This window comes from Mycolicibacillus koreensis, assembly GCF_002104795.1.
Taxonomy (GTDB): Bacteria; Actinomycetota; Actinomycetes; order Mycobacteriales; family Mycobacteriaceae; genus Mycobacterium; species Mycobacterium koreense.
In genome coordinates, this window is record NZ_NCXO01000005.1 from 56,959 (window position 1) to 82,286 (window position 25,328).

The window sequence follows — 25,328 nt, forward strand, 5'->3', positions numbered from 1 at the left end:
AATGCCCGGGGTGTCGGGGTGGCGGGGTGCGATGATCTGCTCACCGCACCCCACACCCGCTTGGGGGTTGTTACTTCTGCGGGCGTGTCTGCTCACTCGGCGCAGCACCACTGGCGGTGGCGGCGGTGAGGGCATCAGCACGGAACGCCACCCCGCTGCGATCACCTTGGGCCCACGGGATGGCCACCAGACCAACTACCGAAACAGGCTGCGTGACTGTCACTTTGGGGTCTCCTGCCACAGTGACAATGAGCACTTCGCCGCCGGAGTCATCCAGCGCGAGGACCTGGGTGGCGTACATCGGCATCCCGGTGGCGGTGTCGACTTTCGGGGCGCCGGTTTCGAAGTTCAGCCGTGGCTCAGGAGCGCGGGTGACGATAAAACGAGTCCCAGACGTATCGATTCTCAAACGCATTGTCCTACTGGTCCTTTCGTGAGCTGTTGACGCCGGTCCGGCGCTGGACTCAGTTCACGTGGACATCACGGACGTTGCGAGAGACATATGCCGACATTTCCGACACATCCACGGGCATTTCGGACACGGCCCGGACATACCCACGGACATCACACCGGCACTATCGCCGCCGGGTGGCGGCAGTCGCATGGCAAACTAGACACCACGCGCTGAGGGATGGATACGGACGACACGGGAAGATGTGCGCTGGCACGATGGACGAGCAGGACGGCACCGAGGCCGCCATCACTCCCAACGATCGCCTCGTGCAGCGGCTACACGCCAAAGGTCTGTCCTCGCAGCGGTTCGCCACCGCGGTGGGTGTCGATATCAAGTCGGTGCGACGCTGGCTGGCCGATAGCGACTACAGAATTCGCGAACACAACGCCCACAGAGCCAGCGAGGTGCTCGACTGCACCCCGCATGACCTGTGGCCCAACCAGTACCCACCCTCCACCGCGAGCGCAGTGGCAACAGCGTCTGCGGGTGGGCCGTTCACCGCGACCCTGTATGCCAGCCGCACCCAGCTACCCATCACCATGTGGCAGCAGCATTTCGCCGACGCCACCACCGGCATCGACATCCTCGTCCTGGCGGCCACGTTCCTGTTCGACACCCTCGACGGATTCCTCGACACCCTGCTCGCCGCCGCCGCCCGCGGTGTGACGGTGCGGTTTCTCGTCGGGGACCCCGACACCCCCACCACGATCCTGCGCGGCGAGGAGGAAGGGATCGGCGAGGCCGTCATCGCCCGCTGCCGCACGTCCGTGGAACTGCTCGCCCCTCACGCCGGCACCCCGGGGCTGGACATCCGCACCCACGACACCGCGCTCTACACGTCGATCTTTCGGGTCGATGACGCCATGATCGTCAACTTCCACATCTACGGCTCAGCCGGGCGCAACAACCCTGTGCTGGTTCTGTCACGTCACCACGAGCCACGGCTCTGGGCCACCCTTGAAGACGCTTTCACCCAGGTCTGGGACCATGCCAGACCGCTGACCTCGAAAGGCTGACCCCGATGCGCACCGACTACTACAACGACCCCAACGCCCCGGCGCCCAACAGTGTCGTTCCGTCGGCCTCGGCCATCGTCACCGACGAACACGGTCGCATTCTGCTGATCAAACGCCGCGACAACACCCTGTGGGCGCTACCGGGCGGCGGCCACGACATCGGCGAAACTATCGCCGACACCGCCGTGCGGGAAGTCAAAGAGGAAACCGGGCTTGACGTCAAAGTCACGGGTCTGGTCGGTGTCTACACCAATCCCCGCCACGTGGTCGCGTTCACCGATGGCGAAGTCCGCCAGCAATTCTCGCTCCTGTTCACCACCACGGTGCTCGGCGGCACCCTTGCCATCGACCACGAAAGCACGGACATCGCCTGGACTGCACCCGACGAGATCCCTAACCTGGATATGCATCCGTCGATGAGGCTGCGCATCGAGCACTACCTGCAACACCGCGACGGCCCCTACCTCGGCTAACCGGCTGGGTTTATAGCCAGTCGCGTACTCGCCGGACGGCCGCCAACAATTCGTCGCGGCCCGCGTCGACCGCCCGGTGCACCGGGTCCTCGGATCCATAACGCGACAGCACGTCGCGTAACCGATCGCGCGGTGATATCGGCGCCCCGTCAGGTCCGGTCGTCAGATCGCAAAAAGTCAGCACATCAAGGAAATCGCTGGGCGGATCACTGAACGCGGATAAGCCTGACAAGCCCCGCTCGGCAGCCTCCGCGTGCGCTCCGGTATGAAAGGCCACCAAGGAGGCGGCCAGCTCCCCGAAGCCGGCCGCTCGCACGTACTCCGCTCCATCGAGCGGATGAAACCCGGTCCGGCGCAACGACGATGCGTAACCGATATCGTGCAGCCACGCCGCTGCGACCAGACAGTCCGCTGTCTGGGGATCGAAACGCCGACTCAACCGCTCGGCAGTCGCCGCGACGCCCCGGACATGCGCCAACCGCCGCGGCTGCTCAGCCAGCCGCGTCTCGGTCTCGCGCCGTGCACGCTGCGTCAGAACCCCGCTCACAGCCGCCAGCTTACGAGCCACAGCACCATGACGCAGCCCCCTCGCAGCTTATGACGTAGATCCTGGAGGCCAGGATCTGCGAGGAACGGCGGCTACCTGCAGGCTTCGCTACGCTCGCTCTGCTCCCGTACGCTGGCGCTCCCGTCCGCGCCGCTCCCTGCGCTTCGCCCTCCGTCCGCCGCCACGCACACATGCACCCACGACCGGCGCCGGAACTAAGTCGCAGGCCACCACAGCTCTGGCATCACGACGAAGCGCAGCTGCCCTCGCTCCTCGCCGCATCGAGACGCCGCGAGCGGCAGGCTGGACCAACAGCCGCCTGACCGTCGTTGACCTGCGATGTGAGAACTTTCTTTACTGGTATCAAGAACTAGAGTCCGATACGTTTGGCAATGATCTCATTCATGATTTCGTTGGTGCCGCCGCCTATTCCGAGAATCCGGCAGTCTCGGTAGTGTCTCTCGATCTCAGACTCACGCATGTAGCCCATCCCACCAAAGATCTGAACCGCCTCATTGACCACGTAGTCGCACGCATACACAGCGGTGTTCTTGGCCATCGACACCTCGGCAACGACATCCTCCCCCGCTAGCCACCTCTGCATGACCGCACGGGTATAGGTGCACGCCACGTCGACCTGTCGAGCCATCTCCGCGAGCTTATGGCGAATGACCTGGCGCCCCGTCAAGGGTCTACCGAACGTTTCACGCTCCCGCGCCCAACTCTTGGCGAGATCGAGAGCCCGACCCGCCGTCGCGTACGCCTGGACGGCGATGCCGAGCCGTTCAGCCTGAAATTGCTGCATGATCTGCAAAAACCCGCTGTTTGCTGCCCCCACCAGGTTCTCAGCCGGTACGCGAACGTCGACGAAAGACAACTCGGCGGTGTCGCTACATCGCCATCCCATCTTGTCCAACCGGCGGGACACTTCGAATCCAGGCGAATTCTTGTCGATCACGAGCAATGAAACTCCACCGTAACCCGGTCCGCCGGTGCGTACCGCCGTAGTAACGAAGTCCGCCCGAACTCCGCTGGTGATGAACGTCTTTGCTCCGTTGACCACGTAGGTGTCGCCGTCGCGCACTGCGCGTGTGCGCAAATTCGCGACATCTGAACCTGCCCCAGGCTCGGTAACGCCCAGCGAGCCGATCATCTTTCCTGCGAGCGTCGGACGGACATATCGTTCAATCAGGGCGTCGGAGCCATTGGCGGCAATGTGGGGAAGGGCAATGCCATGGGTGAACAAGGCGGCGCAGACGCCAGTGGACCCGCCTGCGGCCAGGATGGCCTCAGTGACCAGTGCAGAGTCAATCGCATTGCCGCCGCTGCCGCCGACTTCTTCCGGGAACCCGATTCCGAGAAGCCCCACCTCGGCAGCATTGAGATGCAGGTCGCGCGGAATCTCACCCACGTGCTCCCATTCCGCTAGCTTCGGCGCGATTTCACGTTCCACGAAAGACCGCGCCATTTGGCTCAGCGCTCGTCGCTCCGGCGTGGTCCACACCTCCGGGGCGATAGCGAAACGAGCAGCCCCATCCCCGCTTGCCGTGGTCGTGCCAGCGTCCGTCATCTCAGCCTCCAGAGAATTTGATAAATGATCTATGAGGTGTCTGATGCTTGCCGTCCTCACGACGGGAAAGAAGGACGCGACGCCAACCACCCAAGCGGCCCGGCCGCATGATCTGCAGCGACGCAAGGACATGAAGACCAGCAGTGGGCATGATGCTCTTCAGAACCGGACCAGCCCTCGGATGTTTTTTCCTGAACGCATATCCTCGTAGCCCTCATTGATTTGGTCGAGGGAGTATTCGCGGGTGACCAATTCATCGAGCTTCAACAACCCAGCGGAGTACAGCTCGACCAGTCGCGGAATATCGTGCGGCGCATTGGATGAGCCATACAAAGCGCCACGAATCTGCTTCTCGTAAAGCGTCATTTCAAGCAGTGATCCTGAGATCGATGAGTCGTCGGGGTGCCCGATGGCCGTGACCACGACGCGCCCGCGCTTTCCGACCAAGGCCAGCGCTTCCGCGGTGTAGGAGGCCTCAGCCACATCGGTGGTGAGGATGCAGACATCAGCCAGCTTGCCCAGCGTCATATCGCTGACCAGCGACCAAGCTTCATCCATCGAGGCCGCGGTGTGCGTCGCACCGAACCCGCTCGCTTGCTCTCGCTTGAACTTCACCGGATCGACCGCCACAATCGCCAGCGCTCCCGCGATTCGCGCGCCCTGAATCGCATTCATTCCGATTCCGCCCGCTCCCACTACCACGACGGTGTCCCCGGCGCGCACCTCCCCAGTCCGCACCGCAGATCCGTAACCGGTCGTGACGCCGCAACCGATCAAGGCTGCCCGATCCAGGGGGATTCCGCCGTCAATCTTGACCACGGACGCCTGCGGCACCACTGTGTACTCGGAAAACGTCCCGAGCAAACACATCTGCCCGACGTCCTCGCCTCGTGCGTGAAAGCGATAGGTGCCGTCGATCTGCGGTCCCATCATGAGCGCCGCTCCCAACTCACAGAGATTGCCCATGCCGCGCGCGCAGTACGAGCAGCGCCCACACGAGGGAAGGAAGGTCAAGATGACAGAATCACCTTCGGACAGTTCCTCAACCCCTTCGCCGCACTCCACGACTGTGCCAGCACCCTCATGACCCCCCACTACCGGCAATGGGATCGGGAGGTCGCCGGTCACCAGATGTTCGTCGGAATGGCACAAGCCGGTGGCCGCCAGCCGCACGAGGACCTCCCCGGGACCTGGCGGATCCAAATCGACTTCTTCGACCTCCCACTTCTGCTCCAAGCCCCACAAAACAGCCGCACGTGTCTTCATGTTGAAGTCCCTTCTATCGAATTACGCTTCTCGAGTAGTTATCCCGACCGCGCACGGTGGTCGCGCGAACTGTCCTGGATGATCTCCGGGCACATCGCCCAGAGGCCCGCGCCGCTCACCCGTGCCCGGGCGCGGTACCGCACCGACATCACACATTGAGCAGGTCGTGACGCTTGTCGGCCTCAAGGATTGCCCGGTATTCCGGAAAGAGGTTCTTTGCCTGCGGTATGAGCTTGATCAGTTTGGTGACAGGACCTTTCGCTCGTACAGTTCCTTTCGCCATCGCCATGGTCAAGTTCACCTTCCCCAACCAGAACCTGTTGCCGGTATCCGCGGACATGAACAATTCGACATTCGGTGTAACGCCACTGTCCGCGCCGGTCTCTACGACCTTCTCCGGCATATCCACGGTTAGTACCGCATCCGGATCGGTGTAGTGGATCCGTAACACCACCCCGGACCCGGCAAGTCTGTTCGCAAGGTCTTCGTTCTCCAAACCTCGTCGAAAGATGCCGGCGAGGTAGCGGTAAACCTCTTCCGCATCAGCGAAGACAGCCATCGTGATTCTCCCTTCTTATGACACAATTCAAAGCGCTCAAATAAATCTGCTGGGTCGCAACCAGTTCGGCTTGCTCCGAAGCAATCAGAACTCATAGGAGTAGATCTCCTGCCTCCCTCAGCGCCTCCGCGAGTCGACGTTCGGCTGTCGGCAATTGCGCAGCCACGGACGCGGCGCCGCTCGCTCTTCGGTGCGGATCTGCACCGCGGTCATAAGCGGCGTGCGCAACCGCGGTCCACAACTCAGATGCGGTCTTTGCAGCCTCCGCTGCTTTAAACGCAGGTTCGAAACTCAACTCTTCAGCGACGCGCCGACATCCACGTGCTTGCAGATCTCGGAACAGACCGCCTCCGGTTCCGGCTTTTTCGATGAAGGCGCTCAGCGCAAACAAGGCTCCGTCGAGGGTGTCGTCGTCAAAGATCTTCGGCCACCGCTTGAGATCCTCCACAAAAGTCGATACCCCTGGTAGCCCACGCACCTGAATTTCACAATCGGAGTCCTCGGTGATCGGCGCGCTCACACACGAACCCTGCATCGCGTCCGCGGACCTACGGAAGGCCGACCGGGCAGCATTGCCGAGATCTGGTGCCGCGCCGGGCCACTCGACTACGTAGGTGGTGTGCCGCGTGGGGACGGGAAATCCCGTCGATGCCCGCGCCTTCCGTAGATTCTCGTAAGGCACGGCTTGAGGTGTATCGCGATCGTTATCGACCACGAAGGCGAGTTCCTCGTCGTCGTCGTACCCTACGATCACGACATCGTGCCGGCTCATACTCAGACGCGTTCTCAGATAGGGCAATTCGGCGATGTCAGTCCACACCATGACCGGCGTACCGGCATCGATCTGTTCGGTCACCCATTTCCACCCGAGATCGGGGTCGTCTGTCGAACGACACTCGAAGCGCGCGCCCAACCGGGTCAAGTATTCGTCTTCGAGGTCCGCGCTGCGTCCAACGAGGTAGATCGGTGGACGTAGGTGGGCCGAGCGAACATACGAGAAGTCGAGGGCCCCGCCGAGAGCAAACACGATGCCTTCGTCCGGGGTGTCATCACCCCAACGGATCCCGGCCCATTCGGTCAAATCCCGAAGAGCCCCCGATCCGCAGTGGCCGCCCATGTCGTGGCGATACGGCACCACCATCGATGCCATCAGTCCTCCTCCTCTAGATGACTAACGTGCGGGCGGCAACTCCTCTGAGTCATAGGGAACGCGAGATGATTTCCTTCATCACCTCGTTCGTGCCGGCATAGATTTTTTGCACGCGCTGATCCACCCACAACCTCGAGATGGGGTACTCGGTCATGTAGCCATATCCGCCGTGAAGCTGCATACAGTCATCGAGTACCTTCATCGCTCGCTCAGTGGTCCACCACTTCGCCATGGCGACGGTCTGCACGTCGAGTTGACCCGCAAGGTGCAGGTCGATGCAGTAGTCGAGGAACACTCGTGCGATGCGCGTTTCTGTCGCGGCTTCAGCCAGCGTGAACTTAGTGTTCTGAAAGCCAAAGACAGGCCGACCGAACGCCTCCCGCTCACGGGTGTACTTGAGCGTCTGCTCCAGGGCAAGTTCCATCGCTGCGACAGCCCCCACCGCGACGATGAGTCGCTCTTGTGGCAGCTGCGTCATCAGCTGAATGAAGCCCTGTCCCTCAGACTGGCCCAGTAGATGCGAGCGCGGAACTCTCACTTCATCGAAGAACAACTCGGAGGTGTCCTGGCCGCGCTGGCCGATTTTGTCGAGAACCTTGCCGCGCCGGAATCCCGCCCGGTCAGCCTCGACAACGATCAAAGAGATGCCCGCAGCGCCCTGGCTCGGATCTGTCTTGGCAACAACGATGATGAGGTCGGCCTGTTGGCCGTTGGTGATGAAAGTCTTGGAGCCGGTGATCACGTACTCGTCACCGTCCAGGAGGGCTTTTGTCTTGACGCTCTGCAGATCGGACCCGGTCCCCGGTTCTGTCATGGCGATCGCCCCGATCATTTCACCGGACGCCATCTTGGGAAGCCACTGCGCGCGCAGCTCTTCAGTCGCGTACTGCAGGATGTAGTGGGCGACGATTCCGCTGTGCAGTCCCGCGCCCCATGAGCTGTCACCTATGCGGGCCTGCTCTTCAAGCACGACCGCTTCGTGCGCGAAAGTGCCACCGCCTCCGCCGTATTCCTCAGGTATAGACATGCAGAGCAGGCCCAGCTCGCCTGCTCGGTTCCACAGTTCTCGGTCGACGTGGTGCTGGTCTGCAAAGCGGTTCGCATGCGGCGCCAATTCGGCCGAGAAGAACTTCGCAGCGAGGTCACGAAGCTCGAGTAATTCGGCATTCATCCAGGGAGAGATTGGTGAGGACATGATTACCTTCCGACAGTTGGAATTTCAGGGATTTGACGTTATGACGTTTCGATTTCGATGAGGTATTCGCCGGCAGAGTGGCGCGCACGGATGGCCTTTTTGTCGTACTTTCCGACGCTCGTTCTCGGAATATCGGACACGAAGCTCCATCGCTCGGGAATCCACCATTTGGCGACTTTGTCCGCAAGGAACGATCGGAGTTGGTCAATGTCAACATCGGTTCCGGGGTGGACGACGACAAGCGCCAACGGCCTTTCCTGCCATTTATCGTCCGCGACGCCGACTACCGCCGCTTCGTACACGGCAGGGTGGCCGATCAGCGTGTTTTCCAGCTCCACCGAGGAGATCCATTCGCCACCTGACTTGATGACGTCTTTCGAGCGGTCGGTCAGTGTCAGATAGCCCTCGGCCTCGATCTTGCCCACATCACCGGTACGCAGCCATCCTTCGTCGAACTTCTCCGTATCGTTGTCTCCGAAATAGGACCCGGTGATCCAGGGACCGCGCGCCTGGATCTCCCCAACTGATTGCCCGTCCCACGGCACGTCTTTCCCGTCGTCGTCCCGCAACCGGATTTCGACACCGCAGATCGGCCGGCCCTGGGATGCGCGCAGCTCCCAGCGCCGCGTCGCGTCGGCTCTGTGAGGCGGACGTGCAACGGTCGCCAACGGAGAGGTTTCGGTCATACCCCAGGCCTGCACAATGGGCACGTCGTACTTCTCTTCGAATGCCCGCATCAACGAAAGCGGAACAGCAGACCCCCCGCACGCGACCAGCCGTAACGAAGAAATGTCCCGCTCAGGGTGCGAATCCAGATATCGGTCGACATCGTTCCAGATCGTCGGCACTGCACCGGCCAAGGTCGGTCTGGTGTCTTCGATGATCGACACCAACGGTTCGGCTTGGAGATACCGGTCAGGCAGTACCAGATCCGCACCGGACATCAACGCTGCGTAAATAAGCCCCCACGCATTGGCGTGAAACATTGGGACGATGGCCAGCAGACGGTCGGCCTCGCTGACTGACAAAGCGTTAGCTGTGCAGGCGGTCAGGGAGTGAAGGTACGTCGAACGGTGGCTGTAGACGACGCCTTTGGGATCTCCGGTGGTACCGCTCGTATAACACATGGCCGCGGCGGACAGCTCGTCGAGCTCAGGCCAGTCGAATGATTCTTCTTGGCCGGCAAGCACTTCCTCGTAACGCAGAACGGTCTTCCCGCATCCCTGTAGCGGGGCAAGGTCGCCCTCTCCGGTGACGATGACGGTGTGCACCGACGCCATCGCTGGGAGCGCGCGCGCCAACAACGGGGCAACCGAAGCGTCGACTAGGACGATCTGATCGCTCGCGTGGTTGGCGATGTACGCCAGTTGCTCTGGGGCCAAACGAATGTTGAGCGTGTGCAGGACCGCGCCCATGGAGGGAATCGCACAGTAGGCCTCCAGATGTTCCTGGTTGCTCCACTGGAAGGTGGCCACGCGTTGGTCTGCCGTGACGCCAAGACTGCGCAGCGCATTGGCAAGGCGAGCCACTCGCGCCAGCACAATGCGGTAAGGCGTTCTCCGATATCCATTTCCGGTCGGAGTGACGACCTCGCTGTCACCGTGTATGGCTGCCGCATGCTGGACGATCGCCGACACCGTGAGCGGAACATTTTGCATTGTGCTTTGCATCGTGTAGTGCCCTTTCAGGCGAAGAGGTCGGGACGGCTGTTCGGCTGATCGATGAATGTGCCGTAATGCGTTCTCAGTGCTTGCAGGATGTCTGCTAGGGGTAGATCGTCGTAGGCTCCCCGGTCGCGCAGATACTCCATGTGCTGGGTGCCGTCAGCGGTGAAACCATGGAGTAGCGCGTCGCTACGGCCGTCGAACTCGATCGGCGAGACACCGAAGCGTGCGCACAGCTCGCGATTGAACGCCGGGGTGGCCTTTACCCACGCACCGTTGAGGAACATGAGACTGTAGCCGTGGTAGACGAAAACGTCGCTACCACCCATCCGCTCGCGCAATGCCTTGGTCTGGAGGTGGTTTCGGACGTCGGCGAACCCCAGCCGCGCCGGGATTCCCGCCGCTCGGCACGCTGCAGTCAAGAGCACGGCCTTCGGGACGCAGTAGGCCCGTTCTGCGGTCGCGACGGTGCTGGCGCGATACGCGTGCGGGTTGTCGGTCACCGTGTAGGGGTCGTACCAAATGGAGTCACGGACCGCGGTGAAGATGGCGATGGCCTTCTCGGTGTCGCCGCAGGCATCACGGATCGTCGATGACACGAAGTCACGTACCGAATCTTGTTGCCAGTCAAGAAACTCCGTGGGTTCGAGGTAGGGCCTGTGGTCGACGGTCATCGGCGCTTCAACTGCAACGGAAGTCCGTCCACCGGAATGGGCAGGGAGGTGTTGTCCCATCGGACGTGATAGTTCTCCGGCACCGTCCAGGTGAGCGAACGCAGCATCCTGTGCAGGATTGCTTTGACCTCGAGCGTCCCGAATTGCATGCCGATGCACTTGTGCGCTCCACCTCCGAACGGAACCCAGGCGAATCGGTGGTGTTGGTCTTCGCGCCGAGGCTCGTCGAAACGTGAGGGATCGAACCGCCCCGGATCACTCCAGATCGTTCGATCGAAGTGATTTACGGCAGGCGTTATAGCGCATAACGTGTTCGAGGGGATGTGATATCCATCGATGGCGACATCTCGAACCGTCTTGCGCATCACCAGCGGAACAGGTGCAAGCAGTCTGAGCGCTTCCTTGATCACGAGGTCGATGACCGTCATCTTCTCCAGGGCCTCGATGTCCGGCAACCCGTCACCGATGGCCGCGGCTTCCGCAGCCGCAGCCTCCTGCCACTGCGGATACTTGGCAAGGAAATAGGTGACCGCTGTGGTGGTGATCGTCGAGGTGTCGTGGGCCGCCATCATCAAGAAGATCATGTGATTCACCACATCCTCGTCGGAAAACCGCTCCCCGTCTTCGGTCGTGGCTTGACAGAGAGCAGCGAACAGATCCTCCGTTTCACCGGCTCGCGCGGCCGGCAGATGCCGGAAGAAGTAGTCCTCCAAAACGCGCCGCCCTTGCACACCAGCGCGGAATCTGGTTCCCGGAAGCGGAGCACGCACAAGGGAACTCGCCGCCCGGACCGTAGCGACGAACGCCTTGTTGACAGCATCGCTCTCGTCCTTGCCGCGGCCGCCCATGAAGACGTCGGTAGCGATGTCGAGGGTGAGTTCCTTCAACAGTGGGTAGATTCGAACCGACGGGCCCACCGGCCACGCAGGCACTGCCGAGCGAACGCATGGCGTTACCTGTTCGACGTATCCGGTCAGGCGCGGACGCGTAAACGCCTCCTGCATGATGCGCCGGTGCATCAAGTGCTCGTCGAAGCTCATGAGCATCAAACCGCGATGGAAGAAGGCGTCGATCAGGAAGGACCAGCCATCCTGAGAGAATGCCTTCGCTTCGCTCGTGAACGCCTCTCGAGTGGCGTCAGGGCCGGCGATGACCACCATCTTGGTGCCGAACGCGCCCATCCACGACACCGAACCCAGACGGTCGTAGCGCTCTCGACTGAAATCCGAGCCGAATCGGATGTAGTCGAGCGTGTGACCTACGAAGGGCAGTCCGGCATCCCCCCGGACGGCTTTCAATCCACTGCCCGCGGGTGCCGGTGCCAGTTCACGAACCGGCCAGTCCCGGCTCCATCGACGCCATCTGTCGTCGACGGCGTGAGGCGCGGGGACCATGATCACAGAGGACAACCGCTCCTTCACGTGGTGCGCAGGTGCGAGAAGGTGATTCGTCATGGTTCCTCCTGGACGCTGGGCCGCTTTGACGGCGTCCACCAGTCTTTACAAAGATGCCATTGATGTCAATATCTAGACATTATTGGCCTAGCGGTTAAGTGCGCGTCTCGTGCCCTTAGTCGGCCAGGCTCGGTTCTGCAGGGTCTCCGACCTTTAGACGCCCGACGTTTCTCAAGACGTAATCGCCGCTGTGCGGCTTCCGGGTAAGGAGTCGATAAACCAAGGTAGGCCCCGGCCAGTTCGTCGGGATTTCCCCGCTCGAGGTTCGATACCAGCTCGCACACAGCGCCCACACCGACCTCCGTAGTCGCCTTCTCAAGCGCGTGTTGTAGCGTTGCGCGCTCTCCGCCCTGACATCGATCGCATGACCCGGATGAGCAGCCACGGCTTTGATGAGCGTTGCGATGTGACGGACTTGTGACTCGATCATGTAGAGGATCGACCCCGAGCCCACATTCGTGTTGGGACCATAAAGCAGGAACAGGTTCGGGAACATGGGGACAGTGATGCCCAGATATGCGTACGCCTGGGTCTTCCAACCCTCGGCCAAGGAGACTCCGCGAGAGCCGCGCACGGACATCGGGGCGAGAAAATCGGTGGCGCGAAACCCGGTTCCGTAGATCACGACATCTGCAGGACGAAACTTTCCATCCACGGTCTTGACACCGTTGTCGCAGAGCTCTGCGATAGCCTTCGGCACCAACGACACGCGATCACTCGCGATTGCTGGATAGTAATCATTCGAGAACAGCACTCGCTTGCACCCTGGCGCGTCCGAAGGCATCAATTGCTCGCGCAAAGATGGGCTAGCAACCTGCCGATGTAGGTGGCGGCGCGCGATCGCACCGAGGACGCGTGAGAGGGGCTTCGCGTCGACTAGCGTCACAGCGAGCAACTCGAAAATTAGCCATACCGCGAAACGCTCGAGGCGCAGCGCCATCGGCAATAACTCGCTCACCCTGTCGTGAAGGACTCCATACCTGCTGTCCCACTTCGGCAAGATCCACGGAGCCGTGCGCTGATATAGCGTGACATGCTCCGCCTCCTGGGCGATGTGTGGCACGAATTGGATGGCACTAGCTCCTGTGCCGATGACGGCTACTTGCTTGCCGCGAAGCGAAACCGATCGGTCCCAACGCGCCGAATGAAAGCGCGGCCCCTGGAAGGTGTCTGCGTCGGCAATAACGGGTACGTGGGGCAAGGAGAGCTGACCCACGGCCGAGACGACGACATCGCAGGTTATTGTCTCGTTCGAGTTCGTAACCAGGGTCCAACGCCCTGGCTGGTCATCGAAGGTCATTGCGACAACTTCGGTCTGGGTACGCAGATGCGCGGCCAGTCCGCCACTCTCCACGAGTTGTTGGAGGTACTTGAGTATCTCGGGCTGCTCGGCATATCGCCGTGACCAACGAGGATTGGGCTTGTACGAGAGTGAGTACAACGCTGACGGCACGTCGCAGGCCGCTCCCGGATAGGTGTTGTCACGCCAAACACCCCCGATGTCTGCAGCCTTTTCCAGGATCGTGAAGTTCGTGAACCCGTCCTTCTTCAGCCGGTGGGCCATCGCAACCCCGGCGAAGCCGGCCCCGATGATCACGATCGACGGATCGTACGCGCGACAGGCCGTCGCGAAGTTGCTGCTCATGAGGCAGAGACGACTGACTTCACGCTGCGGCGGTCGAGGTGGTGTAGGTGTAGGAGCATTGCCTGTTCGGACACTTTCACCTGACTTCCGAGGCTTCAAGGAAGCGTCCCGCTCGATGAATCGCGTCTCGGGCTTCGGGAAGAATCCGGAACATAGCCTGGAATACATGGATCTGTCCCCGGTATACCTGGATGTCGACGTGGGATCCAGCTGATTGAAGTCGCTCGGCGAGACGGCGCGAGTCATCGATCAACATTTCTCTCCCGCCCACCTGAATGAGGATCGGCGGCATCGAGGTGAGGTCCGCGTCAAGCACGCTGAGGCGCGGATCTCCGCGATCTGCGCCACCTACGTAGAGGTCAAGAGCGCGCGCCGCTGATTGAGCGGAGGCAAAAGGATCCCGGCGGCGAAGTTCACGCGCTCTGGCAAGTTCGCACCTGAGATCCAGGACGGGAGACATCAGCAGCATCGCATCAGGGAGCGGCAATCCAACTGCACGAGCGCCCAAGGCCGTGGCCATCGTGAGCTGACCGCCCGCTGAATCGCCGGCAACCGCGACGGTGCGCTGACAAGAACCCGGGGACCCTCCGCTGGTAAGCCAGCGATACGCATTCAGCGCATCGTCCGCGGCTGCGGGATAGGGATACCGCGGGGCAAGACGATACTTCACTGCGAAGATGGGGCGCCCGCTCGCCGAGGCGAGTTCACCAAGAAGACCGCGGTGCGTCTCCGGCGAGCACATAGAATAGGCGCCGCCGTGGATGTACAGCAAAGGGTTGGCATGCGGATTAATGGCAGGCGTGGTGATCCAGTCCCCACGAACCGGGCCTCCGGCGAATACAGTGTCAACCTTGCGCACTGTGACGCCGCGCCGAGGCCGTGAGGCTACGAGCGCTGTTCGAAGCACGCGATCCATCACCGCAAGTCCGTAGGCGTTTGATGGCATCAGCTGCGCCAGTGGCCGCAGCGTGGTTCGCGAGGACATCGCGACGAGATGACTGGCAAGACTGGGCTGCCAGTCAGGGGCATCCATTCTGGTCACCGGGGACACACCTCTTCGGGCCGATTCTCGAATCGGTAGTCCGAGAGGCGAAAGGTGCGGCTCCGCCAATAGGTCTCCAGAGTCGTTGATGGACGGAGTGGAACGTCACCGTGCCTGTCGAAGTAGTAGCTGTTGGCACTGGAACAGCTCGGCTGCCAGAAAACCTGTCTGTGACGCCGCCTTAGCACTTCGGCGAAATAACGGTCGTTCGCCTCCTTCTTGACCTCCACCCAGTTAGCACCCAGCGCCCGCGCGCGACGAAGACACCGGACGATGTGCCGACTCTGCGCCTCGATGAGCGTGAAGTACGAGGAACCGTTGTAGCCGTACGGGCCGAAGATGTTGAAATGATTCGGAAATCCCGGGACGCTCACCCCTTCGAAGGCCTGCAGTCGATGCTCGCCCCACCATGTAGCCTGCTCCAGCCCGCCGCGTCCCTTCAATACGTAAGTAGGCATGTTGCCCGACTCCATCACTTTGAAGCCGGTGGCCAGGATCAAGACGTCAATGGGATGAGCTTTGCCGTCTCGAGTATGGACGGATGCATGGTCGATATGGGTTATGCCGCTCGTCTCGAGCGAAACGTTGGACCGGTTGTAGGTTGCGAGATAGGAATTGTGGAAGCTGGGTCGTTTACAGCCCAACGAGTAGCGCGGAATGAGTTGTTCTCTCGTCGTCGGGTCATGGACCTCACGCCGCATGTACCGCTTTGCGGCGCTCTCCATGACATCGGCGAACGGTATCACCGTATGAAAGTGAGCGGCGATTGGGAAAGTGATTTCCACGAACGCCTGGCTGGCGGTCCGGGTCGCCAATTGTGCCCCCGGCAGGAAATGTAGAAGCCTTCCACCCCACGTCGGTATGGGGAAGTCTGGCTTCGGCAGACAATAAATTGGAGTTCGCTGAAATACCGTCAGACTCTCTGCTTTCTTTGCGACTTCGGGTATCAGTTGCACCGCCGATGCACCGGTACCGATTACTGCAACCCTCTTCCCGCTGAGATCTTTGGCATTGTCCCATCTAGCCGTGTGGAGCGTAACGCCGGCGAAATCTCGCACCCCCTTGATTTCAGGCCACTTTGGCCGACTGAGAACGCCGGAGCAATTTATCACGAAGCGTGCCGTGAACTCCTCACCATTGGCACTGGTCAAATGCCACCGTGTTGCGTTCTCGTCGAAACAAGCCTCGGTAATGGTTGTGTTGAAACGAATATGGTCCCAGAGCCGATACTTTTCAACACATCGCTCGGCATAGGCTTTGAGCTCATTGCCGTGGGCGTACGTGCGCGACCAAGAGGGCCGCATTTCGTATGAGAATTGATAACTGAACGACGGTATATCGACAGCGATACCCGGGTAGGTGTTCCAGTGCCACGTACCACCTACGCCATCGGCGTCATCAACCATCAAGAAGTCGGTAAATCCCGCCTTCATCAAGCTAATGCCAGACCCGATGCCGGAAAATCCAGCTCCTATGATAATTATCTCGTAATTACGGTCGGACTTGCGATCCATTCCTGTATTTCACCGTTCTGACGGTCAGCCTTGCAAACTTGTATTCAGAGTGATTGCGTCAGCTCGACGTGTGTATCGTCGCGCCGGGTTATCACGTAATCATGAGGATCCAAGCGGGATAGTTCTCTCATAAACTGGGTCGCGAAACCTGGGTACATCGTGCCGTTGTAGCCGTCCTCGGTCAAATACCAACTGCTGCACCCCGAATTCCAAGTCGTTCGTCGAAGGCGGCGCTGAATTTCGGAGTGATAGCGGTCCTGACGATCCTCCCTCACATCCAAAGTGCCGATGTCATTTTGCTGAAGGAGCTTGATCGCCTTGACTATATAGTCAATTGCAGCCTCCATATATACGAGCGCCGAGTTGTGGCCTGGCCCCGAATTCGGTCCGAAAGTGAAGAATAAGTTCGGATACCCGGCCACGCTCACGCTCTTGAAGGCAAATGTCCCCTGAGACCATTCATCGCCGAGCTTCCGACCGCCGAGGCCGCTAATCGGGAACGGGGTGCCACGTTTGGCCACATCGAAGCCAGTGGCAAATACGATACAGTCCACTTCGTGCTCGACACCGTCGGCGGTCCGAACACCGTTGGGTGACAATGTGGCGATCGGCCAGCTGATCAGCTTGCAGTTATCCGCCTGTAGCGCAGGGTAATAATCACTGGTCATGAGCATGCGCTTGCATCCAGGCCTGAAATGGGGCGTCAACTGACGTCTCAACCAGGAGTCTTTCACCTGCCGACGGAGATGAGCCTTGGCCGCCAGCTGTATCGCGGACGTCGCGGCGGTGTTCCAGACCATACCCACTGCCATCACTTCGTGGGCCCAAAACCACGCGTCGCGGAGCGCTTGTTCGCTCACCGGCAGGTGTGTGAAGGTCGAACGCGCCCAGGCCGGATGCCTGAAGTTCACCCTGGGCAACACCCAGCCGGGCGTTCTCTGGAAGACTTTGACCGAGGCAGCCGACTTTACGAGCTCGGGAATGATCTGAACCGCGCTCGCGCCTGTCCCGATGACTGCAACCCTCTTACCGCCGAGATCGTAGCCATGGTCCCATCGAGCGCTGTGGATCTTTTTTCCACCGTACGAGTCAATACCCCGAATATCGGGAAAGCTGGCGTTGGCAAGTGGTCCACTGGCCATCACAACTGACCGGGTGTGATACCGCTTTCCATCTGCCGTGTCGGCCATCCAGATGCCGGCACTCTCATCGAATTCCAAGGCAGTCACGTCGGTATCAAACTGGATGAACCGGGCAAGATCGTACTTGGCGACCATATCGTCGATATATTCGAGGATCTCAGCGCTCCCCGAGTAGGTACGAGTCCAGCCCGGATTCGGCTCGAACGAGTAGGAGTAGAGAAGCGAGGGAATATCGCAGGCCGCACCGGGATAAGTATTGTCTCGCCAGGTGCCTCCGACGCGATCTGACCGTTCCAGGATGACCAAGTCATCCGTGCCCTCTTGAAGCAGTCTGATCGCCGCACCGATACCTGCGAACCCGGCGCCGACGATCAACGTCGTCGTGGTGCCTGTCATTTGGCAACCGGTTCGTAGGTCAGTTCGTCCGTCCAGGATGGCGGCCGACCGAAAATCTGAACAGGGAAAACATCGATCGCATTGCCAAGGCGCTGAGACACGAAGTGCAGAGGCTGGGACCGCTTGATGGACGACGACATGTGCGCCTTCAAGATGTGATAGCCGGGCACCCTCCGCGTATGCTCACTGCGATCGCCGACATTGGCATACCGCGTCACTGCGTTGTATAACTTCTCCTCGGACAGACCCATAGCGTTGAGATTCATCAACATGCGCGTCAGGAGCGGGATATACAGCAAAGCGCCGGTGAGAATTCGCGGGTCGACAAGAGCACCCGCAGTTTGAATGGCGTGGATTCGCATCGGGCTGGCGCCCAGGTCATTCAAGACCTGGAAGCCAACCGCGAGATGCCTTGATTCGTCGCTGTTGACCTTGTTGAACACCTCCCCGCACACAGGGTCGTCAACCTCATCGAGGAGAAACTTCAGCAGCGCTCCATCGAGCGCAGTCTCCAGTGCCGGAATCGCGGCCCCGATGACGGTCAGGGGCAGGGCTTCCGCATAACGGTCCAGCCATTCGATGACCAGCCGAATATTCTTGTTCGGGACCGGTTTCTCGCCTTCCTCGAGCATGCCCCAGCGACGCATCAAGGCAAGTTCGGCATTGGCGTGACGCTGCTCCTCGGCGTGAAAGTAACGGTAAATGTCTCCGAGCGCTTCGAATGGCGCCTTTGGAGCCATCGCGGCGAAGGCACGTGCTCCAACATGCTCAATCCACACCACGTCGGACATGAATTGCTTGAGTTTGGGACGCTGTTCATCGGTGATCAGTTCCGCGCCAGGGGCGTTCCAATCGATATCGGCAAGAGCCCATTGCTTGTTTTTGATTGTCTCGAGCATGTCACTGTATGCGAAAGCCATTTTCCCTGCTCCTCTACTCGGCTGAATCGTTCCATGAGGCCATGCGCTCCACGAGGCCCAGCGTGCGAGTAAAGGGGCCGGGTAGGGCTCTCTTGAGTTGCCACAAGACTTTGGCATCGAGTTGGGGTACTACATAAATTTGTCCGCGATCGTGCGCGTTCAACGTCGTTCGAGCAACGTGCTGTGGCGAAATGCCGGTCCATTTCATCAGGTTGGCCGCGAGTCTTGCAGCCGCCTCGTCGATTTGAGGATTGTTGACGATGTTCGTCTTCACGAAGGTGGGGCAAAGCACTGTGACGTTGATGTCAGTACCGCTCAGTTCGGCCGCCAATGTCTCCGACAGAGCGAGCACCCCGGCCTTGCTCACGTTGTAAGCCGCCATCCGAGGGGCCGAGCCAAAGCTCGCTGCCGACGCCACATTGATGACTCCGCCATGCCCATTGCTGCGGAGCCGAGGCACAAAAGTCTCGCAGCCGTAGATAACGCCCCAGAGGTTGACAGAAATCGCCGCGTTCCAGTCCTCGATCGACGTCGCGCCGATGCGGTTGCCGCCCGCACCGATTCCGGCGTTGTTGATGACGAGGCTCGCAGCCTTCTCGAACCAGTCTTCGCTCACATCAGCGAGGTTGCGGACCTGCTCAAGATCGGTGACATCGCATGCGATGTCGAAGCCCTCGCCGCCAGCCTGCCTCACCAACTCTGCCGACTCTTTTGCAGTGACGGGATCTTTGTCGGCGCACACCACGCGTCCACCTCGGCGCGCAAGCTCCACGGCGAATGCGCGGCCGATACCGCTTCCTGCGCCCGTGACGACTGCATCGGCGCGGTGCGTTCTGCCTGGTGCGCCGCCGAAGGGCAGCAATCTCATCCGTCTGCCTTTCGGGTCGCGACATGGACGTCTGCTGTGGGGAAACTCTCATCTGGGGGCACCAGCCACCATTGGTGTCGCATGCCACCAGTTTGGTGGTGGAACGAGCACCTTGTCAAGATGGAGAGGTGCGGTCGAGAAACAAGCGCTGGGGTGGTCGGACCGGGGCCGAGCGTCGTGCCGAGCGACGGCAGCAATTGATCGAGGCCGCAACCGAGATTTGGAGTGAGAGCGGTTGGGCCGCGGTCACTATGCGCGGCGTATGCGCCCGCACAGGGCTGAACGATCGATACTTCTACGAGGGCTTCAAGACGCGCGATGAGCTGCTCGTTGCTGCGTGGGATGGCGTCCGCAATGACATGCTCGGCGAGGTCGCCGCGCTCTTCAACGAGCGTGCGAATCGGCCGCCGATCGAAACCATCACCGCGGCGATCACCATCGTGGTCGACCGGATCGCACGCGATCCCGGCCGGGCACGCATCCTCCTCGCTCAGCATGTCGGTAGCTCACCGCTACAAGACCGCCGCGCCGTGGCGCTACAGGAAGCAACGCAGTTGGTCGTTGAGGCAAGCCGGCCACACCTCCGACAAGATGCCGACGAGATAGCCCTTCGCATGGACACCCTGATCGCTGTCGGGGGATTCGTCGAAGTCATCACCGCCTGGCACTCCGGTTTGCTTGCGGTGACCGAGAAAGAAGTGGTCGCGCACACCAGCAGACTTGCTGAAACCCTGGCTCAACGCTATGTCATCAGCGACTGATCGAGGCTCACAACAGGGCCAGCCAGCCCCGTGGCGATCGCTGCGAACCGCATTTGCGGGTCCGACCGCCACCTTCACCGGCCACCGAGCACCGAATCCGTGAGTCGACCGACGCGTCGCACCCTGTTCGGAAGGAGCGACGCAGGAACGGTGCTCCTGCGTCGCCGCACTTCCGCATCTTTGCTATCCCGACGAAGCGATAACTCGCTGTGAACCGTCTTGGTCGAACAGTTCTTTGCTCCAATGCTCCAGGACCGCGGCGCTGTCCCAATCATCAGGATGGAAACCCGGGCGATTGTAGGAACGGAAACGCCGCAGCGCATCGGCGGTGAACATCGGGGTGCGACTGAAGCGGTACAGACTGCGCACCAACGTGACCGGGTTATATGAGGCTTTGTCAGCGGCCATGGACAGGGCAGTCTGCAGAATGAGTTCGCCGAACAGAATTACTGAAGCGATCCGCATGCCGCGTACACGGGTGCGCTCGGTTCCTCCCACGAGCCGATAGACATCGAAGGCAACCGCTTTGTGCTCCGACTCCTCGAAGGCATGCCACAGCAGAATCGGTCGAACCTCTGTCTGTCCGATGAGCTTCTGGGCGTCTTCGCTGGTAAGAATGATTTCTGCCAGCGTAGCGGTGTAGTGCTCCAACGCGGAGGTCATGGACAGCCGCATTTCCGGCGAAAAGCGCCGTTCCAATCGCTTGATCAGGCGTGCGACATGACGGTCGATTCGCGCCGTCGGATACCCCATGACCTGGAGTCGCTCGTTGAGGAGACGATGCTGGTGTCGATGTGTGGCCTCTTGTCCGATGAAACCCTTGACCGCTGTATCCAATTGGGGATCGTCGATGGAGCTCTGGAAGTTCCTGACCGATCGGATGAAGAAATCCTCGCCTTCCGGGAACGTCGCAGAAAGCACCGAGATGAAATGGCTCATCACCAGGTCGCCATCCACGAAGTGTTGCCGCTTCGTGGAGGTCGGCATCGGAAAACGAACACGCCTGGGTTTTGGCAGCACGCGGGTCCTGGTCCGGGCTTGATCTTCCGACACTGGAGGTCCTTCCTCGAAGTTGGATCTGACTTTATGCCTTGTCAGATAAGACTGCCAGACTGTAGGACATGAGTCCAGCACGTGTTTATGGCGGGCTGTCCGCAGCTCAACGCGATGCGCAGCGCCGCGTGATGTTGATTGATGCCGCGGTCTCAATCATGGGCACCCACGGAGCTACCGCGTGCACCGTGACCGCCGTGTGTGCGAAGTCAGGAGTGACGAGCCGGTACTTCTACCAGCAGTTTCGCGACCGAGGGTCTGCTGCACGGTTAGGTGACAGTTTCGGTCACGCGGCCTGACTGGCCGGTGTGGTCATGATTGCTTCGTATTCGATGGGGGTCAACCGGCCGAGGCCGGCTTGCCGGCGTCGGCGGTGGTAGGTGCGCTCGATCCAGGTGACGATGGCGATGCGCAGCTGTTCGCGGGTGTCCCAGCGGCGGCGGTCCAGGACGTTCTTCTGCAGCAGGGAAAAGAAGCTCTCCATGGCGGCGTTGTCCCCGGCTGCCCCTACGCGGCCCATGGAGCCGACCATGTCGAGGCGTCCCAGGGCGCGGACGAATTTCCGGCTGCGGAACTGGCTGCCGCGGTCGCTGTGCAGGATGCACCCGGCGACCTCACCACGACGTGCCGCTGCACTGTTGAGGGCCTGGGTGACCAGCCGCGAGGTCATCCGAGAGTCGATGCTGTAGCCGACGATCCGGTTGGAGAACACGTCCTTGATCGCACACAAATAGAGCTTGCCTTCGCCGGTGCGATGCTCAGTAATATCACTGAGCCACACTTGATTTGGCGCGTGCGCGGTGAAGTCCCGGCCGACCAGATCATCGTGCACCGGTGGGCCGGCTTTGCCGTTCTTGCCGCGTTTGCGCTTCCCGAATGCGCTCCACCAGCCATTGTTCGAGCAGATCCGCCACGCGGTCCGCTGCGCCATCGGCTCACCGGCGTCGCCGGCCTCATCGACGAGGAAACGGTAGCCGAACTCCGGGTCTTCGCAGTGGGCGTCGAACAGCGCGTTGGCGCGGTAGGCCTCGGTGAGTTCGGCGTCGGTGATGGGATTAGCCAGCCAGCGGTAGTAGGGCTGACGGGCGAGCTTGAGGACCCGGCACGTCACCGCGACGGGGATCCCGTCGGCGGCGAGCTCCTTCACGAGCGGGTAGAGCCTTTTCCCGGCAGATTAGCCTGCGACAAATACGCCGCCGCCCGCCGCAGGACCTCGTTCTCCTGCTCCAACAGCCGGTTGCGGCGCTTGAGCTCCCACAACGCCGCCGACTGGTCTGCGGTCATCCCGGGCTTCACGCCATCCTCGACGTCGGCCTGATGAAGCCACTTCGTCAGCGTCGTGGCATGGATCCCGAAGTCCTCGGCGATCTCCTCCAACGTCGTCTTCGGGTCCCGGTTCTGAGCAACACGAACAACATCCTCACGGAACTCTTTGGGGTAGGGCTTGGGCACAGCGACATCCTTCCAGCCCGGTCACTCGACCAGACAGATCAGTTGTCACCTATCCGTGCAGCAGCCCCCGAGACGCACTCTTGCGCGCGGTATTTGCCAAGATCTCCGCCACCTTCCAGGCGGTGATAACCAGCGCCATTCCGGACGACACGGTTGCTCCTCAAGAACTCGCTTACGCTCCGATCAAGGCCCTGGTTCAGGTGATCGAGAACGATCCCAGCATGGCCCGCATACTGTTTGTCGAATCGGGCGCAGAACCCCTCCTTCGGCAGCTGCGAAGCGAGCTGATGACCGATTTTGCGGAGCTGGTGCTCAGAGAGGCCCGCTTGCACCTCGATATACCCAGCGAGGTGCTTCAAGTCGCAGATCTCGCCGCCACCTACGGTGTCGGGGGCCTGTTCGAGATACTCCGTCGCTGGATAGACGGACAACTGAACCTCTCGACTGAAATGCTTATCGAGCACTGTGCGGGTTTTCTCGGCAGTCTCGGCCTATATACCCTCGGGCAGGCGCCTGATCAGGCCGCTCCGCGGCTGGCCGCAGTTGACGAGACCCGATAGATTCTGACCGACCCGGATTTATATACGACTCGGTTGGCTGAGGCGCATGGCGCGACGCTGATAATCACTGCTGGCGTTCACCCGAGATCGCGACCGTAGACTCCACGCGCGCCGGACGAGGAACTCGATACGACCTAGCAAGGGCCCTGTGTGTGCCGTCGCGCCCGCAGTCAATTCCTTTGATCGCTCGATCTGCAGCGAAGCGCACCGCTTCGATCCATCGCGCTTCGACGGAATCGCGGCGCGGGAAACAAATCTGACGCAAGCCCTGCCGCCGTTGTCACCTGATGTTAATTGCGGCTAACATCAGCGCCTAGCAGATGACGTCGATGCTCGCCCGGAGGGAAAATTTTGGTACAGGTCTTGCCCGACCGGGTCGACGACACCGCGCCCGGGTATCTCAAGAACCGCGAAGGACTGAGCGCGCAACTCCACACCATCGTGGAGCAACTGGCGCTGGTCAACGGCGGCGGAGGCGCGAAATACGTTGCGCGCCACCGCAAGCGGGGCAAGCTGCTCGTCCGCGAGCGCATCGAGCTGATGCTCGACCCCGACACGGCGTTCCTCGAACTATGTCCCTTCGCCGCCTGGGGCAGTAAGTTCCCCGTCGGCGGTAGCGTGGTGGTCGGCATCGGCGTAGTCGAGGGCATCGAGTCGATGATCATCGCCCACGACCCCACCGTCCGCGGCGGCGCATCGAACCCCTATACCTTCCGCAAGGTGTTCCGCGGCATGGCCATCGCGCGGGAGAACCGACTGCCCATCATCAACATCGTCGAGTCTGGCGGCGCCGACCTGCCCACACAGGCAGACATCTTCGTGCCCGGCGGACAGCTGTTCCACGACTTGACACAGCACAGCGCAGCGGGGCTGCCGACACTGGCCTTGGTCTTCGGCAACTCCACCGCTGGAGGTGCGTACGTCCCGGGCATGTGCGACTACGTCGTGATGGTTCGCAACCGTTCCAAGGTGTTCCTCGGGGGTCCGCCGCTGGTCAAGATGGCCACGGGCGAGGTCTCCGATGACGAGTCGCTCGGCGGCGCCGACATGCACGCCCGCACCTCGGGGCTGGCCGATTACATGGCCGAGGACGAGCAGGATGCGATCCGCATCGGCCGTCGCATCATGGCGCGGCTCAACTGGCGGAAGAACGGCCCCGGACCCACCACGCCGCCGCACCCACCGGTGCACGACCCCGATCAGCTGCTCGGCATCGCGTCGGTCGATCCGAAGGTGCCCTTCGACCCCCGCGACGTCATCGCCCGAGTGGTCGACGGCTCGGCCTTCGACGAGTTCAAACCTCTCTACGGCACGTCACTCGTCACCGGCTGGGCCTCGATCCACGGCTTCCCAGTCGGCATCCTCGCCAACGCACGGGGCATCCTGTTCAGTGAGGAGGCCGAGAAAGGTTCGCAGTTCATCCAACTGGCAAATCAGATCGACACCCCCCTCATCTTCCTGCAGAACACCACCGGTTTCATGGTCGGTGCCGAGTACGAACAGGGCGGCATCATCAAGGACGGCGCCAAGATGATCAACGCCGTATCCAACAGCACGGTCCCCCACGTGACCATCACCATGGGTGCGTCCTACGGTGCCGGGAACTACGGCATGTGCGGGCGATCGTACTCGCCGCGTTTCCTATTCGCTTGGCCTAACTCGAAGTCGGCCGTGATGGGTCCGGCGCAACTGGCCGGAGTGCTGTCCATCGTGGCGCGCGAGTCCGCCGCCGACCGCGGGCTGCCCTTCGACGAGGAGGCCGACGCCCAGATGCGCGCCGCCGTCGAGGAACAGATCGAGCGCGAATCCGTCGCACTGGCCAACAGCGGCCGACTTTACGACGACGGGATCATCGATCCCCGCGATACGCGGACCGTTCTCGGGTTCTGCCTGTCGGTGATCCACAACGGCGAGGTCCGTGGCCAGCGTGGCTACGGCGTGTTCCGGATGTGA

Annotated in this window: 22 protein-coding genes and 2 pseudogenes; 6 read left to right on the forward strand and 18 right to left on the reverse strand. The window is 61.1% G+C overall.

The genetic code is table 11. The features are described from left to right. Positions 1-70: 70 nt before the first annotated feature. Positions 71-415 (reverse strand): SCO3933 family regulatory protein, encoded by a 345-nt coding sequence (locus B8W67_RS03645; RefSeq protein WP_005086573.1) that lies wholly within the window; start codon positions 413-415, stop codon positions 71-73. 254 nt (positions 416-669) lie between these two features. Here B8W67_RS03645 and B8W67_RS03650 point away from each other — a divergent pair, with 254 nt between their 5' ends. Next, a complete protein-coding gene (locus B8W67_RS03650; RefSeq protein ID WP_005086574.1) occupies positions 670-1,470 on the forward strand; it encodes a hypothetical protein in 801 nt (266 codons plus the stop codon). A gap of 5 nt (positions 1,471-1,475) precedes the next feature. Next, positions 1,476-1,943, forward strand: coding sequence for an NUDIX hydrolase (locus B8W67_RS03655; protein WP_005086575.1), 468 nt, complete (start codon positions 1,476-1,478; stop codon positions 1,941-1,943). A 10-nt stretch (positions 1,944-1,953) separates the two neighbouring features. Here B8W67_RS03655 and B8W67_RS03660 read toward each other — a convergent pair whose 3' ends face one another. The 15 genes from B8W67_RS03660 to B8W67_RS03730 form a co-directional block, all read right to left on the reverse strand. Continuing rightward, positions 1,954-2,490 (reverse strand): HD domain-containing protein, encoded by a 537-nt coding sequence (locus B8W67_RS03660; protein WP_005116484.1) that lies wholly within the window; start codon positions 2,488-2,490, stop codon positions 1,954-1,956. Between the two features lie 370 nt (positions 2,491-2,860). Then, a complete protein-coding gene (locus tag B8W67_RS03665; protein WP_005086577.1) occupies positions 2,861-4,060 on the reverse strand; it encodes an acyl-CoA dehydrogenase family protein in 1,200 nt (399 codons plus the stop codon). Positions 4,061-4,219: 159 nt separating this feature from the next. Then, positions 4,220-5,326: an NDMA-dependent alcohol dehydrogenase gene (locus tag B8W67_RS03670; RefSeq protein WP_005086578.1), complete on the reverse strand. Its 1,107-nt coding sequence runs from the start codon at positions 5,324-5,326 to the stop codon at positions 4,220-4,222. Positions 5,327-5,474: 148 nt separating this feature from the next. Next, positions 5,475-5,885, reverse strand: coding sequence for an SCP2 sterol-binding domain-containing protein (locus B8W67_RS03675; RefSeq protein WP_005086579.1), 411 nt, complete (start codon positions 5,883-5,885; stop codon positions 5,475-5,477). 91 nt (positions 5,886-5,976) lie between these two features. Next, positions 5,977-7,035, reverse strand: coding sequence for a BtrH N-terminal domain-containing protein (locus B8W67_RS03680; RefSeq protein WP_005086581.1), 1,059 nt, complete (start codon positions 7,033-7,035; stop codon positions 5,977-5,979). A 49-nt stretch (positions 7,036-7,084) separates the two neighbouring features. Further along, a complete protein-coding gene (locus B8W67_RS03685) occupies positions 7,085-8,230 on the reverse strand; it encodes an acyl-CoA dehydrogenase family protein (RefSeq protein WP_005086582.1) in 1,146 nt (381 codons plus the stop codon). A gap of 38 nt (positions 8,231-8,268) precedes the next feature. Then, positions 8,269-9,888 carry a fatty acid--CoA ligase gene (locus B8W67_RS03690; RefSeq protein WP_005118169.1) on the reverse strand — a complete coding sequence of 540 codons (1,620 nt, stop codon included), beginning with the start codon at positions 9,886-9,888 and terminating at the stop codon, positions 8,269-8,271. A gap of 26 nt (positions 9,889-9,914) precedes the next feature. Beyond that, the gene (locus B8W67_RS03695; protein WP_005086585.1) at positions 9,915-10,568 is read right to left on the reverse strand and encodes a transglutaminase-like domain-containing protein; all 654 of its coding nucleotides are present in this window, start codon (positions 10,566-10,568) and stop codon (positions 9,915-9,917) included. Beyond that, on the reverse strand, positions 10,565-12,022 hold the full coding sequence (locus B8W67_RS03700; RefSeq protein WP_005086587.1) for a cytochrome P450: 1,458 nt from the start codon (positions 12,020-12,022) through the stop codon (positions 10,565-10,567). Before B8W67_RS03700 ends, B8W67_RS03695 begins: the two co-directional genes overlap by 4 nt. A gap of 115 nt (positions 12,023-12,137) precedes the next feature. After that, on the reverse strand, positions 12,138-13,667 hold the full coding sequence (locus tag B8W67_RS03705) for a flavin-containing monooxygenase (protein ID WP_005086589.1): 1,530 nt from the start codon (positions 13,665-13,667) through the stop codon (positions 12,138-12,140). A 76-nt stretch (positions 13,668-13,743) separates the two neighbouring features. Next, positions 13,744-14,709, reverse strand: a complete 966-nt coding sequence (locus B8W67_RS03710) for an alpha/beta hydrolase (RefSeq protein ID WP_016895701.1) — start codon at positions 14,707-14,709, stop codon at positions 13,744-13,746. After that, entirely contained in the window at positions 14,706-16,223 is a 1,518-nt protein-coding gene (locus tag B8W67_RS03715; RefSeq protein ID WP_005086591.1) for a flavin-containing monooxygenase, read from the reverse strand. The genes B8W67_RS03710 and B8W67_RS03715 overlap by 4 nt, the downstream gene beginning before the upstream one ends. 44 nt (positions 16,224-16,267) lie before the next feature. Beyond that, on the reverse strand, positions 16,268-17,761 hold the full coding sequence (locus B8W67_RS03720) for a flavin-containing monooxygenase (protein WP_005086592.1): 1,494 nt from the start codon (positions 17,759-17,761) through the stop codon (positions 16,268-16,270). Next, positions 17,758-18,681 carry a hypothetical protein gene (locus tag B8W67_RS03725; protein ID WP_005086594.1) on the reverse strand — a complete coding sequence of 308 codons (924 nt, stop codon included), beginning with the start codon at positions 18,679-18,681 and terminating at the stop codon, positions 17,758-17,760. The genes B8W67_RS03720 and B8W67_RS03725 overlap by 4 nt, the downstream gene beginning before the upstream one ends. Before the next feature lie 13 nt (positions 18,682-18,694). Then, positions 18,695-19,549 (reverse strand): SDR family NAD(P)-dependent oxidoreductase, encoded by an 855-nt coding sequence (locus B8W67_RS03730; RefSeq protein WP_005086595.1) that lies wholly within the window; start codon positions 19,547-19,549, stop codon positions 18,695-18,697. A gap of 128 nt (positions 19,550-19,677) precedes the next feature. On the opposite strand from B8W67_RS03730, the gene B8W67_RS03735 reads away from it, so the two are divergent. Then, positions 19,678-20,310, forward strand: coding sequence for a TetR/AcrR family transcriptional regulator (locus B8W67_RS03735; RefSeq protein ID WP_005086596.1), 633 nt, complete (start codon positions 19,678-19,680; stop codon positions 20,308-20,310). Between the two features lie 183 nt (positions 20,311-20,493). Here B8W67_RS03735 and B8W67_RS03740 read toward each other — a convergent pair whose 3' ends face one another. Further along, positions 20,494-21,363 (reverse strand): metal-dependent hydrolase, encoded by an 870-nt coding sequence (locus B8W67_RS03740; RefSeq protein WP_005086597.1) that lies wholly within the window; start codon positions 21,361-21,363, stop codon positions 20,494-20,496. A 68-nt stretch (positions 21,364-21,431) separates the two neighbouring features. Here B8W67_RS03740 and B8W67_RS03745 point away from each other — a divergent pair. Further along, positions 21,432-21,632: pseudogene (locus tag B8W67_RS03745) on the forward strand (TetR family transcriptional regulator); the annotation flags it as partial. A 17-nt stretch (positions 21,633-21,649) separates the two neighbouring features. Here the strand turns inward: B8W67_RS03745 and B8W67_RS03750 are convergent. After that, positions 21,650-22,815, reverse strand: a protein-coding gene (locus B8W67_RS03750) for an IS3 family transposase (protein WP_109561700.1) whose coding sequence is annotated in 2 segments (ribosomal slippage) — positions 21,650-22,528 and positions 22,531-22,815 — 1,164 coding nt in all. Because the reading frame shifts where the segments join, the coding sequence is not laid out codon by codon here. Between the two features lie 68 nt (positions 22,816-22,883). On the opposite strand from B8W67_RS03750, the pseudogene B8W67_RS03755 reads away from it, so the two are divergent. Together B8W67_RS03755 and B8W67_RS03765 are read left to right on the forward strand one after the other, a co-directional pair. Continuing rightward, a pseudogene (locus B8W67_RS03755) lies at positions 22,884-23,375 on the forward strand (TetR/AcrR family transcriptional regulator); the annotation flags it as partial. A 351-nt stretch (positions 23,376-23,726) separates the two neighbouring features. Then, on the forward strand, positions 23,727-25,328 hold the full coding sequence (locus B8W67_RS03765) for an acyl-CoA carboxylase subunit beta (protein WP_005086599.1): 1,602 nt from the start codon (positions 23,727-23,729) through the stop codon (positions 25,326-25,328).

Coding starts and splice junctions, on each gene's coding strand:
- B8W67_RS03645 (WP_005086573.1), bottom strand. CDS start 415: ATGCGTTTGAGAATCGATACGTCTGGGACTCGTTTTATCGTCACCCGC.
- B8W67_RS03650 (WP_005086574.1), top strand. CDS start 670: ATGGACGAGCAGGACGGCACCGAGGCCGCCATCACTCCCAACGATCGC.
- B8W67_RS03655 (WP_005086575.1), top strand. CDS start 1,476: ATGCGCACCGACTACTACAACGACCCCAACGCCCCGGCGCCCAACAGT.
- B8W67_RS03665 (WP_005086577.1), bottom strand. CDS start 4,060: ATGACGGACGCTGGCACGACCACGGCAAGCGGGGATGGGGCTGCTCGT.
- B8W67_RS03670 (WP_005086578.1), bottom strand. CDS start 5,326: ATGAAGACACGTGCGGCTGTTTTGTGGGGCTTGGAGCAGAAGTGGGAG.
- B8W67_RS03675 (WP_005086579.1), bottom strand. CDS start 5,885: ATGGCTGTCTTCGCTGATGCGGAAGAGGTTTACCGCTACCTCGCCGGC.
- B8W67_RS03680 (WP_005086581.1), bottom strand. CDS start 7,035: ATGGCATCGATGGTGGTGCCGTATCGCCACGACATGGGCGGCCACTGC.
- B8W67_RS03685 (WP_005086582.1), bottom strand. CDS start 8,230: ATGTCCTCACCAATCTCTCCCTGGATGAATGCCGAATTACTCGAGCTT.
- B8W67_RS03690 (WP_005118169.1), bottom strand. CDS start 9,888: ATGCAAAATGTTCCGCTCACGGTGTCGGCGATCGTCCAGCATGCGGCA.
- B8W67_RS03695 (WP_005086585.1), bottom strand. CDS start 10,568: ATGACCGTCGACCACAGGCCCTACCTCGAACCCACGGAGTTTCTTGAC.
- B8W67_RS03700 (WP_005086587.1), bottom strand. CDS start 12,022: ATGACGAATCACCTTCTCGCACCTGCGCACCACGTGAAGGAGCGGTTG.
- B8W67_RS03705 (WP_005086589.1), bottom strand. CDS start 13,667: ATGAGCAGCAACTTCGCGACGGCCTGTCGCGCGTACGATCCGTCGATC.
- B8W67_RS03715 (WP_005086591.1), bottom strand. CDS start 16,223: ATGGATCGCAAGTCCGACCGTAATTACGAGATAATTATCATAGGAGCT.
- B8W67_RS03720 (WP_005086592.1), bottom strand. CDS start 17,761: ATGACAGGCACCACGACGACGTTGATCGTCGGCGCCGGGTTCGCAGGT.
- B8W67_RS03725 (WP_005086594.1), bottom strand. CDS start 18,681: ATGGCTTTCGCATACAGTGACATGCTCGAGACAATCAAAAACAAGCAA.
- B8W67_RS03730 (WP_005086595.1), bottom strand. CDS start 19,549: ATGAGATTGCTGCCCTTCGGCGGCGCACCAGGCAGAACGCACCGCGCC.